This is a genomic window from Acidovorax sp. MR-S7, assembly GCF_000400995.2.
Taxonomy (GTDB): domain Bacteria; phylum Pseudomonadota; class Gammaproteobacteria; order Burkholderiales; family Burkholderiaceae_C; genus MR-S7.
In genome coordinates this window covers 95,597-109,202 of sequence record NZ_DF238893.1, presented here as the reverse complement: position 1 = coordinate 109,202, position 13,606 = coordinate 95,597, and the positions used below count along the sequence as shown (strand labels likewise).

Genomic DNA, 13,606 nt, shown 5'->3' with positions numbered 1-13,606 from the left:
ACCCGTGCCAGCGCCCGCCGTGCCGGAGCGGCAGAAAAAAACCAATGCCGACAGGCGCTTACGCTTGCGGCGCGCACGAGGTTTGATGCCAGTCAAGTGCCATCGCTGCCACTGGCGTCACCCTATGGCACTTCCACTCCCGCCGCAGCGCCCGTGACCACCGCCCCTTCCCTGCCCGACGACGCGCCCCCGGCGGCGCTGCCGTCCCTGCTGGCCTCCTGGCTGGAGGCCCAGCCCGAGCCCCACATCCTGTTCGACCGCGCCTACCGCATCGTGGCCGCCAACGCCGCCTACCGCGGCCAGTTCGCCCAGGGAGCGCCCGTGGTGGGACGCACCTGCCACGCGGTGTCGCACCACTCGGCCGTGCCCTGCGACCAGGCGGGCGAGGCCTGCCCGCTCGCGCGCTCGCTGCACAGCGGCCAGCGCGAGCGCGTGCTGCACCTGCACCACACGCCGGGCGGCGAGGAATACGTGCAGATCGAGCTGGTCCCCCTGCGCGGCGCGGACGGCGAGCCGCGCTACTTCGTGGAGAAGATGGAGCCGCTGCGCATCGCCCAGGGCCGCTCCGGTGCGCCGGGCATGATCGGCCGCAGCGCGCCCTTCCAGGCGCTGCTGGAGCTGATCGCGCGCGTTGGCCCCTCGCAGGCCAGCGTGCTGCTGCTGGGCGAATCGGGCACCGGCAAGGAGCTGGCCGCCCGCGCCGTGCACGAGGCCAGCGCCCGCGCCGCGCGCCCCCTGGTGGTGGTGGACTGCGCCAGCCTGCCCGAGACGCTGTTCGAGAGCGAGCTGTTCGGCCACGAGCGCGGCGCCTTCACCGGTGCGCACGCCGCCCGCGCCGGGCTGGTCGAAGCCGCGCACGGCGGCACGCTGTTCCTCGACGAGGTGGGCGATATTCCTCTCACCATGCAGGTCAAGCTGCTGCGCCTGCTGGAAAGCGGCACCTACCGCCGCGTGGGCCAGACCGAGCTGCGCCGCGCGGACATCCGCCTCGTCGCCGCCACCCACCGCGACCTGCGCGCGCTGGTGGCCGAGGGGCGCTTCCGCGAAGACCTGTACTACCGCCTGAGCACCTTCCCCATCCGGCTGCCCGCGCTGCGCGAGCGCGTGCAGGACATTCCCCTGCTGGCGGCGTCGCTGCTGGAGCGCGTCGCTCCCGGCCGGCGCCTGGCGCTGGCGCCCGCGGCCCAGCGGCGCCTGGCCCAGCACCCCTTCCCCGGCAACGTGCGCGAACTGCGCAACGTGCTGGAGCGCGCCGCGCTGCTGACCGACGGCCCCGTGGTCACCGCGCAGACCGTCGAGCGCGCCCTCGGGTTCGACAGTCCCGCCCCCGCGCCCGCCGCCCCCGCCATGCGGGCCACGCTGCGCGGCATCGAGAACGCGGCCCTGCGCGCCGCGCTGCAGCCCGGCGCCCCCACCCACGCGGCCACGCGCCGCGAGCAGGCGCGGGCGCTGGGCGTCAGCCCCCGTACGCTGTACCGCCGCCTGCGCGCGCTGGAGCAGGAAGAATGTGAAAAAATGATAGCTGGTCGCGCTTGATGGACAAGGGCTGCAGGCCGATTTGGCCATAATGCGGCCCAGATGCACGCCCGCCGCCTCACCCTCGCCACCGCCGCCGCCCTGCTGCTGGCCGCCTGCGGCACGCCCGCGCCCACGCACAAAGGCGAGGTCAAGGGCGCGGACGCCAGCATGCAGGAATGGGGGCAGTCCGACATGAACCGCGTGGCGACCGTGGCCATGCGCGAGAACCTGGAAAGCCTCCACCGCCTGGCCGACAAGCTCTACCGCCGCAACCCGGCCGAGTGGCGCAAGGGCGGCGCCGCCAGCCGCGACCAGGCCGTGGCGCAGCTGCGCGCCGCCATCGCCCAGCGCAGCGGCTGGCCCGCGCTGCAGCAGCGCCGCGACATCGACGCGCTGGCCCTGGCCCTCTCGCCCGACTTCACGGGCGACCGCGTGGCGGGCTTCATCTACGCCGTGGCCGACATGCTCATCACCGCCCATGGCGGCAAGACCGAGTTCTACCTGGTCGACGGCCAGGACGCGCAGCACCTCTACAACGCCGCGCGCAACCTGGAGGTCGCCGTGTGGATGCTCGCGCAGCGCCGTGCCGCCACGGGCGCGCCGCTGCTGCTGGCCGACGAGATCAGCGCCGCCGAGCGCAACCTGAGTTACGAGCGCGAGTTCGGCAAGATCATCGCGCGCGTGGACCTGCTGGCGCAGGTCACCACGGAGAAGTACCGCCGCGCCGTCATCGGCTATGTGCAGGGGCTGGCGGGCGGCACGTTCATGCAGTTCCTGCCGGTGCGGTAGCGTTACTTGCCGCCCAGGAAGGCGAAGCCCTGGATCTGCGAGGGCAGCAGGCCCACGGCCATCAGGCGTCCGCTGTCGTAGTACGCCACGCCCGTGGCGATGGCCCCGTGGCCCAGCGCGCAGGCGTCGCCCGCGAATGCGATGCGCAGGTCGAAGATGTTCTTGCCGCCCGGGCGCGGCGCTGCCGAGCCCTGGGCCGTGCATCCCTGCATGGGCTCGGTGGCCACGGCGCCGTTCGCGGAGATCGACAGCGTCACCGGCATGTTCGCCGCGCCGGTGCTCACGCCCATGCCCCGGTAGGTGCCCGCCAGCTGGGCGAGGGACGCGGGCTGCTCGTAGGCGGCGCTGTAGGTGCCCGAGAACGCATCGAAGCCGAACCCGATCTGGATGTCCTTCTGTGTGGCGTAGGTGCCCTCGTAGGCGCGCGAGGCCACGGTGTTGCCGGCGAGGTCGAACTGCGCGCCGGAGCCGCGCAGGCGCCCGTCGGCCGAGATGGTGGTGCCGTGCACCGCGCCGTGGATCACGCCATCGCGGGCATACACGCCCCAGGTGTCGCCGTTGTCGAGGATGGCCAGGGCCACGTCGTAGCCGGTGGAGGCCTTGCCGGCCCAGAAGCCCTCGGCGCCGGTGACCTTGGGCGTGGGCGGCAGCACGTAGCCGTCATCGTCGTCGCCACCGCCGCAGCCCGCCGCCAGCGCGAGCGCCATGGCCGCGCCCGCATATCGTGTCCATCGAAACATCGTTGTCCTCTTCTTGTCGGTGTCGGGGAAAAGGCCCTGCGCCTGATCCTGTCGCGCAATGTAACAAGATCAGCCGGTAAAATCGCCCTTTCCCCCAAGGAGCGTTGCAGCGGGCCGTCCACCGGCCCGTCAGGCTTGGGGCCGTCCCCCGTTCGCAACGACGCTCACCTGTCCCCCCGAACCATTTGCACAGGTGAGTCCGATGTCCGCTGCCCTCGTCCCCCCCATGAAACTCTCCGGCCTGGAGCCCGTCTTCATCGGCGAGGGCACGCTGTTCGTCAACGTGGGCGAGCGCACCAACGTCACCGGCTCCAAGGCCTTCGCGCGCATGATTCTCAACGAGCAGTACGAGGAAGCGCTGTCGGTGGCGCGCCAGCAGGTGGAGAACGGCGCCCAGGTCATCGACGTGAACATGGACGAGGCCATGCTCGACAGCAAGGCCGCCATGGTGCGCTTCCTGAACCTCATCGCGTCGGAGCCCGACATCGCCAAGGTGCCGGTGATGGTGGACTCGTCCAAGTGGGAGGTGATCGAGGCCGGGCTGCGCTGCATCCAGGGCAAGGGCATCGTCAACTCGATCAGCATGAAGGAGGGCATCGAGAAGTTCAAGCACGAGGCCCGCCTGGTCAAGCGCTACGGCGCCGCTGCCGTCGTCATGGCCTTCGACGAGCAGGGCCAGGCCGACACCTACGCGCGCAAGATCGAGATCTGCGAGCGCGCCTACCGCGTGCTGGTTGATGAGGTGGGCTTTGCGCCCGAGGACATCATCTTCGACCCCAACATCTTCGCCGTCGCCACCGGCATCGAGGAACACAACAACTACGCCGTGGAGTTCATCGAGGCCACGCGCTGGATCAAGCAGAACCTGCCCGGCGCCAAGGTGAGCGGCGGCGTGTCCAACGTGTCTTTCAGCTTCCGCGGCAACGACCCGGTGCGCGAGGCCATCCACACCGTGTTCCTCTACCACGCTATTTCAGCGGGCATGGACATGGGCATCGTCAATGCGGGCATGGTCGGCGTCTACGACGACCTCGACCCCGAGCTGCGCGAGCGCGTGGAAGACGTGGTGCTCAACCGCCGACCCGACGCGGCCGAGCGCCTGCTGGAGATCGCCGAGGCCGCCAAGGGCGCCGCCAAGGACGACAGCAAGAAATTCGAATGGCGCGGCACGCCCGAGCACCCCAAGAGCGTGGGCGAGCGGCTGTCGCACGCGCTGGTGCACGGCATCACCGACTTCATCGTCGAGGACACCGAGGAGGCGTACCAGGCCATCGTCGTCAAGGGCGGCGGCCGCCCGCTGCACGTGATCGAGGGCCCGCTGATGGACGGCATGAACATCGTCGGCGACCTGTTCGGCGCGGGCAAGATGTTCCTGCCCCAGGTGGTCAAGAGCGCGCGCGTGATGAAGCAGGCCGTGGCCCACCTGATCCCCTACATCGAGGAAGAGAAGCGCCAGCAGGAAGCCGCGGGCCTGGACGTGTCGAGCAAGGGCAAGATCGTCATCGCCACCGTCAAGGGCGACGTGCACGACATCGGCAAGAACATCGTCACCGTGGTTCTGCAGTGCAACAACTTCGAGGTCATCAACATGGGCGTGATGGTGCCCTGCCACGAGATATTGGCGCGCGCCAAGGCCGAGGGGGCGGACATCATCGGCCTGTCGGGCCTCATCACGCCGAGCCTCGAGGAGATGCAGTACGTGGCCGGCGAGATGGACAAGGACGAGTACTTCCGCATCAAGAAGATCCCCCTCTTGATCGGCGGCGCCACCTGCTCGCGCGTGCACACCGCCGTGAAGATCGCACCCAAGTACGAAGGCCCCGTGGTCTACGTGCCCGATGCCTCGCGCAGCGTGAGCGTGGCGCAGAGCCTGCTCGGCGAGAACAAGGACGGCTACCTGGCCGAGGTGCAGGCCGACTACGACCACGTGCGCGAACTGCACGCCAAGCGCAAGAAGGTGCCGCTGTGGCCCATCGCCAAGGCGCGCGAGAACGCCACGCGGCTGGACTACGCGCCGGTGGTGCCACGCGCGCTGGGCCGGCGCGTGTTCAGGAATTTCGACTTGGCGGAGCTGGCCCGCTACATCGACTGGGGCCCGTTCTTCCAGACCTGGGACCTGGCCGGGCCGTACCCCGCGATCCTCGACGACGAAATCGTCGGCGAGGAAGCGCGCAAGGTGCTCGCCGACGGCCAGGCCATGCTCAAGAAAATCATCGAAGGCCGCTGGCTCACGGCCAACGGTGTCATGGCCCTGTACCCCGCCAACCGCGTGGGCGACGACATCGTCTTCTACGCCGACGAGTCGCGCACCACCGAACTGATGACCTGGTACGGCCTGCGCCAGCAGACCGAGAAGCAGGTGGACGCCGAAGGCCGGCTGCGCCCCAGTCGCTGCCTGGCCGACTTCGTCGCGCCCGCAGGCACGCCCGACTACGCCGGCCTCTTCGCCGTGACGGCCGGCATCGGCGCCGAGAAGAAGGAAAAGGAATTCCAGGGCGCGCTCGACGACTACAGCAACATCATGTTCAAGGGCCTGGCTGACCGCCTGGCCGAAGCCTTCGCCGAATGCCTGCACGAGCGCGTGCGCAAGGACCTGTGGGGCTACGCGGCCGATGAAGACCTGAGCAACGAAGACCTCATCAAGGAAAAGTACCGGGGCGTGCGCCCCGCGCCTGGCTACCCCGCCTGCCCCGACCACACGGCCAAGATCGACCTGTTCAAGGTACTGGCTGCGGGCGAGATCGGCATGCAGCTCACCGAGAGCATGGCGATGTTCCCGGCGTCCAGCGTCAGCGGCTTCTACCTGGGCCACCCCGACGCCACGTACTTCAACGTGGGCCAGATCGGCGAGGACCAAGTGGAGGACATGGCCGTGCGGCGTGGCATGGAGGTGGAGGAACTGCGGCGGCGGCTGGCGCCGAACCTCTGAATACTATATAAAGCATAGCTGCCTGCGCTTGCTGGACAAGCGCGAGAGGCGAAAAATGCTTAAAAGACGAAAGCCCCGCATGCGGGGCTTTCCATTTGGTGCATCTTTCAGCTTGTTAGCGGACAGAGCGCATATCCCAGTGAAATATGTGGAGGCAAGTGTATCCGGATGGGTTACAAATAGCAAATACTTTGGAGGGAGTTGCTGCATGCCTGCTATCTATCGTCTGGCGCTTGATCTGGGGTCTACTTCGCTGGGGTGGGCAGTTCTCCGTCTGGAGCCTGCAGCGCTTGAACCGATTGCCATCATCAAGGCGGGTGTGCGCATCTTCAGCGACGGCCGCAATCCCAAGGATGGCGCTTCGCTTGCCGTGACCCGCCGCGCCGCCCGCGCCATGCGCCGCCGCCGCGACCGGTTGCTCAAGCGCAAGGCGCGCATGCAGGACAAGCTCGTGAAGCATGGCTTTTTCCCGAGCGACATGGATGAGCGCAAGGCGCTGGAGCGGCTCGACCCCTATGCACTGCGCGCCAAGGGCCTGCGTGAGGCGCTCACCCCTGGCGAATTTGCACGTGCGCTGTTTCACATCAATCAGCGGCGCGGGTTCAAGAGCAACCGCAAGACGGACAAGAAGGACAACGACAGCGGAGCACTGAAGAAGGCCATCAGCCACCTGCGCCAACAGATGGAGGCCGGCGGCCACCGCACGGTGGGGGACCATCTGTGGAGCCGCTTGCAGCAAGGGCTGGGCGTGCGGGCACGTTATCGCGAGACGCCCTTCACCAATGACGAAGGCAAGAAGCGCATCGACAAGAGTTATGACCTCTACATCGACCGCGCGATGATCGAGCAGGAGTTCGATGCACTCTGGGCTGCGCAGGCCGCGTTCAATCCCGCGCTATTCCACGAAGTCGCCCGCGCCGACCTGAAGGACACGCTGTTGCACCAGCGGCGCCTGCGTCCCGTCAAGCCCGGCCGCTGCACGCTGCTGCCCGAGGAAGAGCGCGCTCCGCTCGCTCTGCCGAGCACGCAGCGCTTTCGCATCTACCAGGAAGTGAACCACCTGCGCCTGCTGGGCGAGGACCTGCGTGAGGTGGCGCTTACGCTGGCGCAGCGCGACGCCGTGGCGAACGCACTGGAATCCAAGGCCAGGCTGACGTTCGAGCAGATCCGCAAGCTGCTCAAGCTCTCCGGCAGCGTGCAGTTCAATTTGGAAGACGCCAAACGGACGGAACTCAAAGGCAACGCGACGAGTGCGGCGCTGGCGCGCAAGGAACTGTTCGGTGCGGCATGGGGCGGGTTTGGCGAAGCGTTGCAGGACGAGATCGTCTGGCAATTGGTCACCGAGGAGGGTGAGGGCGCGCTGATCGCCTGGCTGCAGGCACACACCGGCGTGGATGAGGCCCGCGCGCAGGCGATTGCCGATGCGAGCCTGCCCGAGGGCTACGGCAGCTTGAGCCGCAAGGCGCTCGCGCGCATCGTGCCCGCGCTGCGCGCCGGCGTTGTCACCTACGACAAGGCCGTGCAGGCGGCCGGGTTCGACCACCACAGCCAATTGGGCTTTGAATACGACGCGGGCGAGGTGGAGGATTGGGTGCATCCGGACACGGGCGAAATCCGCCCCGTGTTCAAGCAATTGCCCTACTACGGCAAGCCGCTGCAGCGGCACGTCGCCTTCGGCAGCGGCAAGCCGGAAGATCCGGATGAAAGACGCTACGGCAAGATCGCCAACCCCACGGTGCACATCGGACTGAACCAGGTGCGCACGGTGGTCAATGCGCTGATTCGCCGTTATGGCCGCCCCACCGAGGTGGTGATCGAGCTGGCGCGCGACCTCAAGCAATCCCGCGAGCAAAAGGTGGAGGCGCAGCGTAAGCAAGCCGAGAACCAGCGGCGCAATGCGCGCATACGCAAATCCATCGCGGAAGTGCTGGGCATCGGCGAAGAGCAGGTACGCGGGGCTGATATTCAGAAGTGGATTTGCTGGGAGGAGTTGAGCTTCGATGTCGCGGAACGGCGCTGCCCCTACAGCGGCGTGCAGATCAGCGCGCGCATGCTGTTGAGTGACGAGGTGGAGGTCGAGCACATCCTGCCCTTCTCGAAGACGCTGGATGACAGCCTGAACAACCGCACCGTCGCCATGCGCCAGGCCAATCGCATCAAGCGCAACCGCACGCCCTGGACGGCGCGAGACGATTTCGAGGCGCAGGGCTGGAGCTACGAGGGCATCCTGCAGCGCGCTGAGCGCATGCCATTGCGCAAGCGCTACCGTTTCGCACCCGATGGCTACGAGCGCTGGCTGGGCGATGACAAGGACTTTCTGGCTCGTGCGCTCAATGACACGCGCTACCTCTCGCGCGTGGCGGCCGAATACCTGCGGCTGGTCTGCCCCGGCAGCGGCACGCGCGTGATTCCAGGCCAGATGACGGCGCGGCTGCGCGGGAAGTTCGGCCTGAACGGCGTGCTGGGCCCGGATGGCGAGAAGAACCGCAACGACCATCGGCACCATGCCGTGGATGCCTGCGTGATTGGTGTGACCGACCAGGGGCTGATGCAGCGCTTTGCCAACGCCAGTGCCCAGGCCCGAGAGGATGGCCTCACGCGGCTGGTGGACGACATGCCGCGACCGTGGCCGACTTATCGCGCCCATGTCGAGCGGGCGGTGCGTCATATCTGGGTGAGCCACCGGCCCGACCATGGGTTCGAGGGCGCGATGATGGAAGAAACGTCCTATGGCATCGGCAAGGATGGCTCCATCAAGCAACGGCGCAAGGCGGATGGCAGCCCGGGGCGCGAGATCACCAACCTGATACGTATCCATGAGGCCACGCAGCCCCAGCGGCACGGAGCAGGGCCGGACGGGCAACCGTTGCCCTATAAGGGATACGTGGGGGGCAGCAACTACTGCATCGAGATCACGAGGAACGACAAGGGCAAATGGGAGGGCGAGGTGATTTCGACCTTCCGGGCCTATGGCATCGTTCGCACAAGCGGATTGGGGCAATTGCGGCATCCCCGCGTGGGACAGAACGGCCGCGAACTGGTGATGCGGTTGGTGATTGGCGATAGTGTGCGATTGGAGATCGATGGAATCGAGCGCACGATGAGGATCGTCAAGATCAGTGGCAGCAACGGGCAGATTTTCATGGCTCCTATCCATGAAGCCAACGTGGATGCCCGCAACAGCGACAAGCAGGATGCCTTTGCCTACACGTCGAAGTACGCGGGTTCCCTGCAAAAAACCAAGGCGCGCTTCGTCACCATCTCTCCCATTGGCGAGGTGCGCGACCTCGGTTTCAAAGGCTGATCTCCATGATCGGCCGCATTGTCGAAATCGCGGACGACCGGCGGCATCTTTTCGTCAATCGCGGCTTCCTGGTCGTACGAGATACCGAGGGCGAGCGCAAGGAACTGGGCCAGGTGCCGCTGGACGACATCGCCGCCGTTATCGCCAATGCCCATGGGCTGTCCTATACCAACAACCTGCTCGTAGCCCTGGCGGAACGTGGCGCCCCTTTCGTGCTGTGCGGCCCCAATCACAACGCAGTCGGCATGCTGCTCTCCATCGATGGACACCACGTGCAGGCCAAGCGCATCGAAGCGCAGATCGCAGCCAGTTTGCCGGTGCACAAACGTTTGTGGGCCTCGGTGGTCAAGTCCAAGCTGGAGCAGCAAGCCGCAGCATTGGAGGCTGCGGCTGCACCCACCGCACCGCTGCTGGCCTTGGTGAACAAGGTGAAGAGCGGCGATCCGGACAATATCGAGGGACAGGGTGCACGCCGTTATTGGGGGCTGCTGTTTGGCAGTGCTTTCCGCCGTGATCAGGATGGGGATGGAGTGAATGCGCTGCTCAACTATGGCTACACGGTGCTTCGTTCCGCCACGGCGCGGGCCGTAGTGTCCGCGGGCTTGCATCCCAGCATTGGCTTGCACCACAGCAATGATGCCAACGCCATGCGTCTCGTTGACGACTTGATGGAGCCATTTCGGCCAGTGGTGGATTTGAAAGTCTGGCAACTGCTGGGGCAGGGAGAATTACATGTCACTCCGGAGACTAAACGTGCACTTGTGCGGGTGCTGCATGACGACATGCAAACCAGTGTTGGTGTGACGCCCGTGATGGTGTGCATGCAAAAGCTTGCGGTGTCGCTTGCGCAGGTGTATCTGGGCGAGCGCACCAAGCTCGATCTACCCTTGCCGGGCTTGCCCTTGGCGCTGGCGGGCAGCCTTGAGCCGGATTGATCAACTTCAATGCTTTCCGGATACAGGCTCATGTGGATGGTGGTGATGTTCGACCTGCCCGTGGTGGAAAAGGCCGAACGGCGCGCGGCCACGGGCTTTCGTAACACGCTGCTGGATCTGGGCTTCGAGATGAGCCAGTTCAGCGTCTACATGCGCTTTTGCACCAGCCAGACCCAGGTGGACACCCTGTGCCGCAACGTGGAACTGGCCTTGCCATCAGGGGGGAAAGTCCATATCTTCCAATTCACCGACAAGCAGTACGAGCGCGCCATCACCTTCCATGGTCAGCGTCGTCAGCCTGGCCAAAAAGCACCTGACCAGTTCGACCTTTTCTGAGCATGCAGCCTGTTTCCTGGCTTCCAGAAGCGCAAAACCCCTTGAAGAATCAAGTGGTTAGCGCGATCAGATTCTAGATCACTGGGATATGCGCACTGACCGGAACAATGTGCGCGCACTGGGCCGCGTAACCGGGATTCTAGATCACTGGGATATGCGCACTGACCGGAACTGGACGGCGCGGCTCTCGTGCCAGCCCAGCATTCTAGATCACTGGGATATGCGCACTGACCGGAACCCGCGAGTCCGCTGAGCGACGGCTGTCGGTATTCTAGATCACTGGGATATGCGCACTGACCGGAACAGCTGCCCGACGTGCTCGCGCTGCGCATGGATTCTAGATCACTGGGATATGCGCACTGACCGGAACCAGGACATGCAGCGCTTGCGGAACGGCTTGATTCTAGATCACTGGGATATGCGCACTGACCGGAACTCCCGTGCTGATGTTGATGTCGAAGAGATCATTCTAGATCACTGGGATATGCGCACTGACCGGAACTGATCGTCCTGACCGGTGGTGAGCCATTCCATTCTAGATCACTGGGATATGCGCACTGACCGGAACTCCGTGAGGAAGGCAACGCTGTTCGTCTGGATTCTAGATCACTGGGATATGCGCACTGACCGGAACAGTGCGCGGGGTCGAGACGCATGTGCTTGAATTCTAGATCACTGGGATATGCGCACTGACCGGAACAGATAGCGCTGGGCGAATCCGGCGCGGAAATTCTAGATCACTGGGATATGCGCACTGACCGGAACACGACGAAATGCGCCAGCACCGCGAGCTGGATTCTAGATCACTGGGATATGCGCACTGACCGGAACGAGATGACGCGCGAGTGGCAGCGCGCCGTTATTCTAGATCACTGGGATATGCGCACTGACCGGAACAGCGCCATGCTGCCGTTGTAGGCGGGCTGGATTCTAGATCACTGGGATATGCGCACTGACCGGAACTCGGAGCGCTGGCCTGCGACTACGGTTTCGATTCTAGATCACTGGGATATGCGCACTGACCGGAACACACGCCGCCTTCAGCAGCAGATTAACTTCATTCTAGATCACTGGGATATGCGCACTGACCGGAACAAACCCGCATGAATGCTAGATCGCACCTGTATTCTAGATCACTGGGATATGCGCACTGACCGGAACTGCTCGTGTTGCGGGCCGCCCTTGCGGCCAATTCTAGATCACTGGGATATGCGCACTGACCGGAACTGGGCGCGGCCGTCTTCGTCTCCGAAGGGGATTCTAGATCACTGGGATATGCGCACTGACCGGAACCGCGCAGCCCGCGTGAAGTCCGTCACCACAATTCTAGATCACTGGGATATGCGCACTGACCGGAACTAGGCGCGCTGGTGGAGGCCATTGCGGCGCATTCTAGATCACTGGGATATGCGCACTGACCGGAACCGCAAGCCGCCATCATTGCCGCGCTTTTTAATTCTAGATCACTGGGATATGCGCACTGACCGGAACCCAGATGCTCCCGCCTCGATAGGTTTCGTGATTCTAGATCACTGGGATATGCGCACTGACCGGAACTCGGTCGGCCTGCTGTTGTGGGGCCAGCCGATTCTAGATCACTGGGATATGCGCACTGACCGGAACTGCTCGACCGTTTCAAGGTGTACTGATGCAATTCTAGATCACTGGGATATGCGCACTGACCGGAACTTTTCCGCGTCGGGATTCACCCGTGGTTTTATTCTAGATCACTGGGATATGCGCACTGACCGGAACTTGCGTGATCTGCCCATTCAGTTGGGCCAAATTCTAGATCACTGGGATATGCGCACTGACCGGAACTGGGTAGCCTGGTGTTCATGGTGGCGCACATTCTAGATCACTGGGATATGCGCACTGACCGGAACCTTGCCGCCTATCTGGAAGGCGAGTTTGTCATTCTAGATCACTGGGATATGCGCACTGACCGGAACCCGAAGGCGGTCTATGTGTGATTCGGTGCTATTCTAGATCACTGGGATATGCGCACTGACCGGAACCATCCTGACGGCCGACGACACCAAGGCCGAATTCTAGATCACTGGGATATGCGCACTGACCGGAACTATTTGTGCCGCAGGGTGTCGGCTTTGCGAGATTCTAGATCACTGGGATATGCGCACTGACCGGAACCCCCTCCTTGCATTTATCAGGGACGCAAGCATTCTAGATCACTGGGATATGCGCACTGACCGGAACTGGCGCCCTCGTTATGCCCCACAAAGGCCCATTCTAGATCACTGGGATATGCGCACTGACCGGAACTACAGTACTAAAAGTCAGTCGCGTGAAGCTATTCTAGATCACTGGGATATGCGCACTGACCGGAACTGCATGCGCCATACCCTGCCGCGTGCGTGAATTCTAGATCACTGGGATATGCGCACTGACCGGAACTTTGCAGGTAAGCGATGCGGCCTTCGCGAATTCTAGATCACTGGGATATGCGCACTGACCGGAACCGCGCGACTTGCGCACCGATACCAGGCCGTATTCTAGATCACTGGGATATGCGCACTGACCGGAACTTGTGGAGCGCTAATACCCACCAGAGCAGCATTCTAGATCACTGGGATATGCGCACTGACCGGAACCCGGTCTTGCTGGCGTCGTTGTCGGCCACCATTCTAGATCACTGGGATATGCGCACTGACCGGAACTACGTTGAGCGCGGCCAGCTCGTCCATCTTATTCTAGATCACTGGGATATGCGCACTGACCGGAACCTGATCCTTCCTGCATTCCTTGACGGCCAGATTCTAGATCACTGGGATATGCGCACTGACCGGAACTGCTACACCATGACCTACCGCACGCAGGGCATTCTAGATCACTGGGATATGCGCACTGACCGGAACGTCGAGCTGCTGCCCCTGGACGACGAGCAGATTCTAGATCACTGGGATATGCGCACTGACCGGAACAGGCGCTGGCCGCCATCGACGTAGCGGCCGATTCTAGATCACTGGGATATGCGCACTGACCGGAACTAGGGCGCCATGCCGACGCGTGCGCCCATGATTCTAGATCACTGGGA

7 protein-coding genes, 1 CRISPR repeat array and 1 riboswitch (1 of these 9 only partly in view) are annotated in these 13,606 nt (G+C 64.2%); of the genes, 6 read left to right on the top strand and 1 reads right to left on the bottom strand.

The window, feature by feature from the left end:
- Positions 1 to 153 precede the first annotated feature (153 nt).
- Positions 154 to 1,536, top strand: coding sequence for a sigma-54-dependent Fis family transcriptional regulator (locus AVS7_RS01575; RefSeq protein ID WP_020226755.1), 1,383 nt, complete (start codon positions 154 to 156; stop codon positions 1,534 to 1,536).
- 42 nt (positions 1,537 to 1,578) lie between these two features.
- Complete coding sequence (locus tag AVS7_RS01570; protein ID WP_020226754.1) at positions 1,579 to 2,307, top strand: hypothetical protein; 729 nt, start codon at positions 1,579 to 1,581, stop codon at positions 2,305 to 2,307.
- A 2-nt stretch (positions 2,308 to 2,309) separates the two neighbouring features.
- Here the strand turns inward: AVS7_RS01570 and AVS7_RS01565 are convergent, their stop codons facing one another.
- Positions 2,310 to 3,047 (bottom strand): hypothetical protein, encoded by a 738-nt coding sequence (locus tag AVS7_RS01565; RefSeq protein WP_024000779.1) that lies wholly within the window; start codon positions 3,045 to 3,047, stop codon positions 2,310 to 2,312.
- Between the two features lie 90 nt (positions 3,048 to 3,137).
- Positions 3,138 to 3,220, top strand: a riboswitch (S-adenosyl-L-homocysteine riboswitch).
- 29 nt (positions 3,221 to 3,249) lie between these two features.
- Between AVS7_RS01565 and metH the strand changes: the two genes are divergently transcribed.
- The 4 genes from metH to cas2 all read left to right on the top strand — a co-directional run bounded on the left by metH (position 3,250) and on the right by cas2 (position 10,551).
- Positions 3,250 to 5,976: a methionine synthase gene (gene metH / locus AVS7_RS01560; RefSeq protein ID WP_024000778.1), complete on the top strand. Its 2,727-nt coding sequence runs from the start codon at positions 3,250 to 3,252 to the stop codon at positions 5,974 to 5,976.
- A 208-nt stretch (positions 5,977 to 6,184) separates the two neighbouring features.
- On the top strand, positions 6,185 to 9,280 hold the full coding sequence (gene cas9 / locus AVS7_RS01555) for a type II CRISPR RNA-guided endonuclease Cas9 (protein ID WP_024000777.1): 3,096 nt from the start codon (positions 6,185 to 6,187) through the stop codon (positions 9,278 to 9,280).
- 5 nt (positions 9,281 to 9,285) lie between these two features.
- Positions 9,286 to 10,215 carry a type II CRISPR-associated endonuclease Cas1 gene (gene cas1 / locus AVS7_RS01550; RefSeq protein ID WP_020226750.1) on the top strand — a complete coding sequence of 310 codons (930 nt, stop codon included), beginning with the start codon at positions 9,286 to 9,288 and terminating at the stop codon, positions 10,213 to 10,215.
- A 9-nt stretch (positions 10,216 to 10,224) separates the two neighbouring features.
- Complete coding sequence (gene cas2 / locus AVS7_RS01545) at positions 10,225 to 10,551, top strand: CRISPR-associated endonuclease Cas2 (RefSeq protein ID WP_020226749.1); 327 nt, start codon at positions 10,225 to 10,227, stop codon at positions 10,549 to 10,551.
- A 70-nt stretch (positions 10,552 to 10,621) separates the two neighbouring features.
- A CRISPR array of direct repeats spans positions 10,622 to 13,606; the repeat unit is 36 nt; unit sequence ATTCTAGATCACTGGGATATGCGCACTGACCGGAAC (it continues 3,516 nt past the right edge of the window).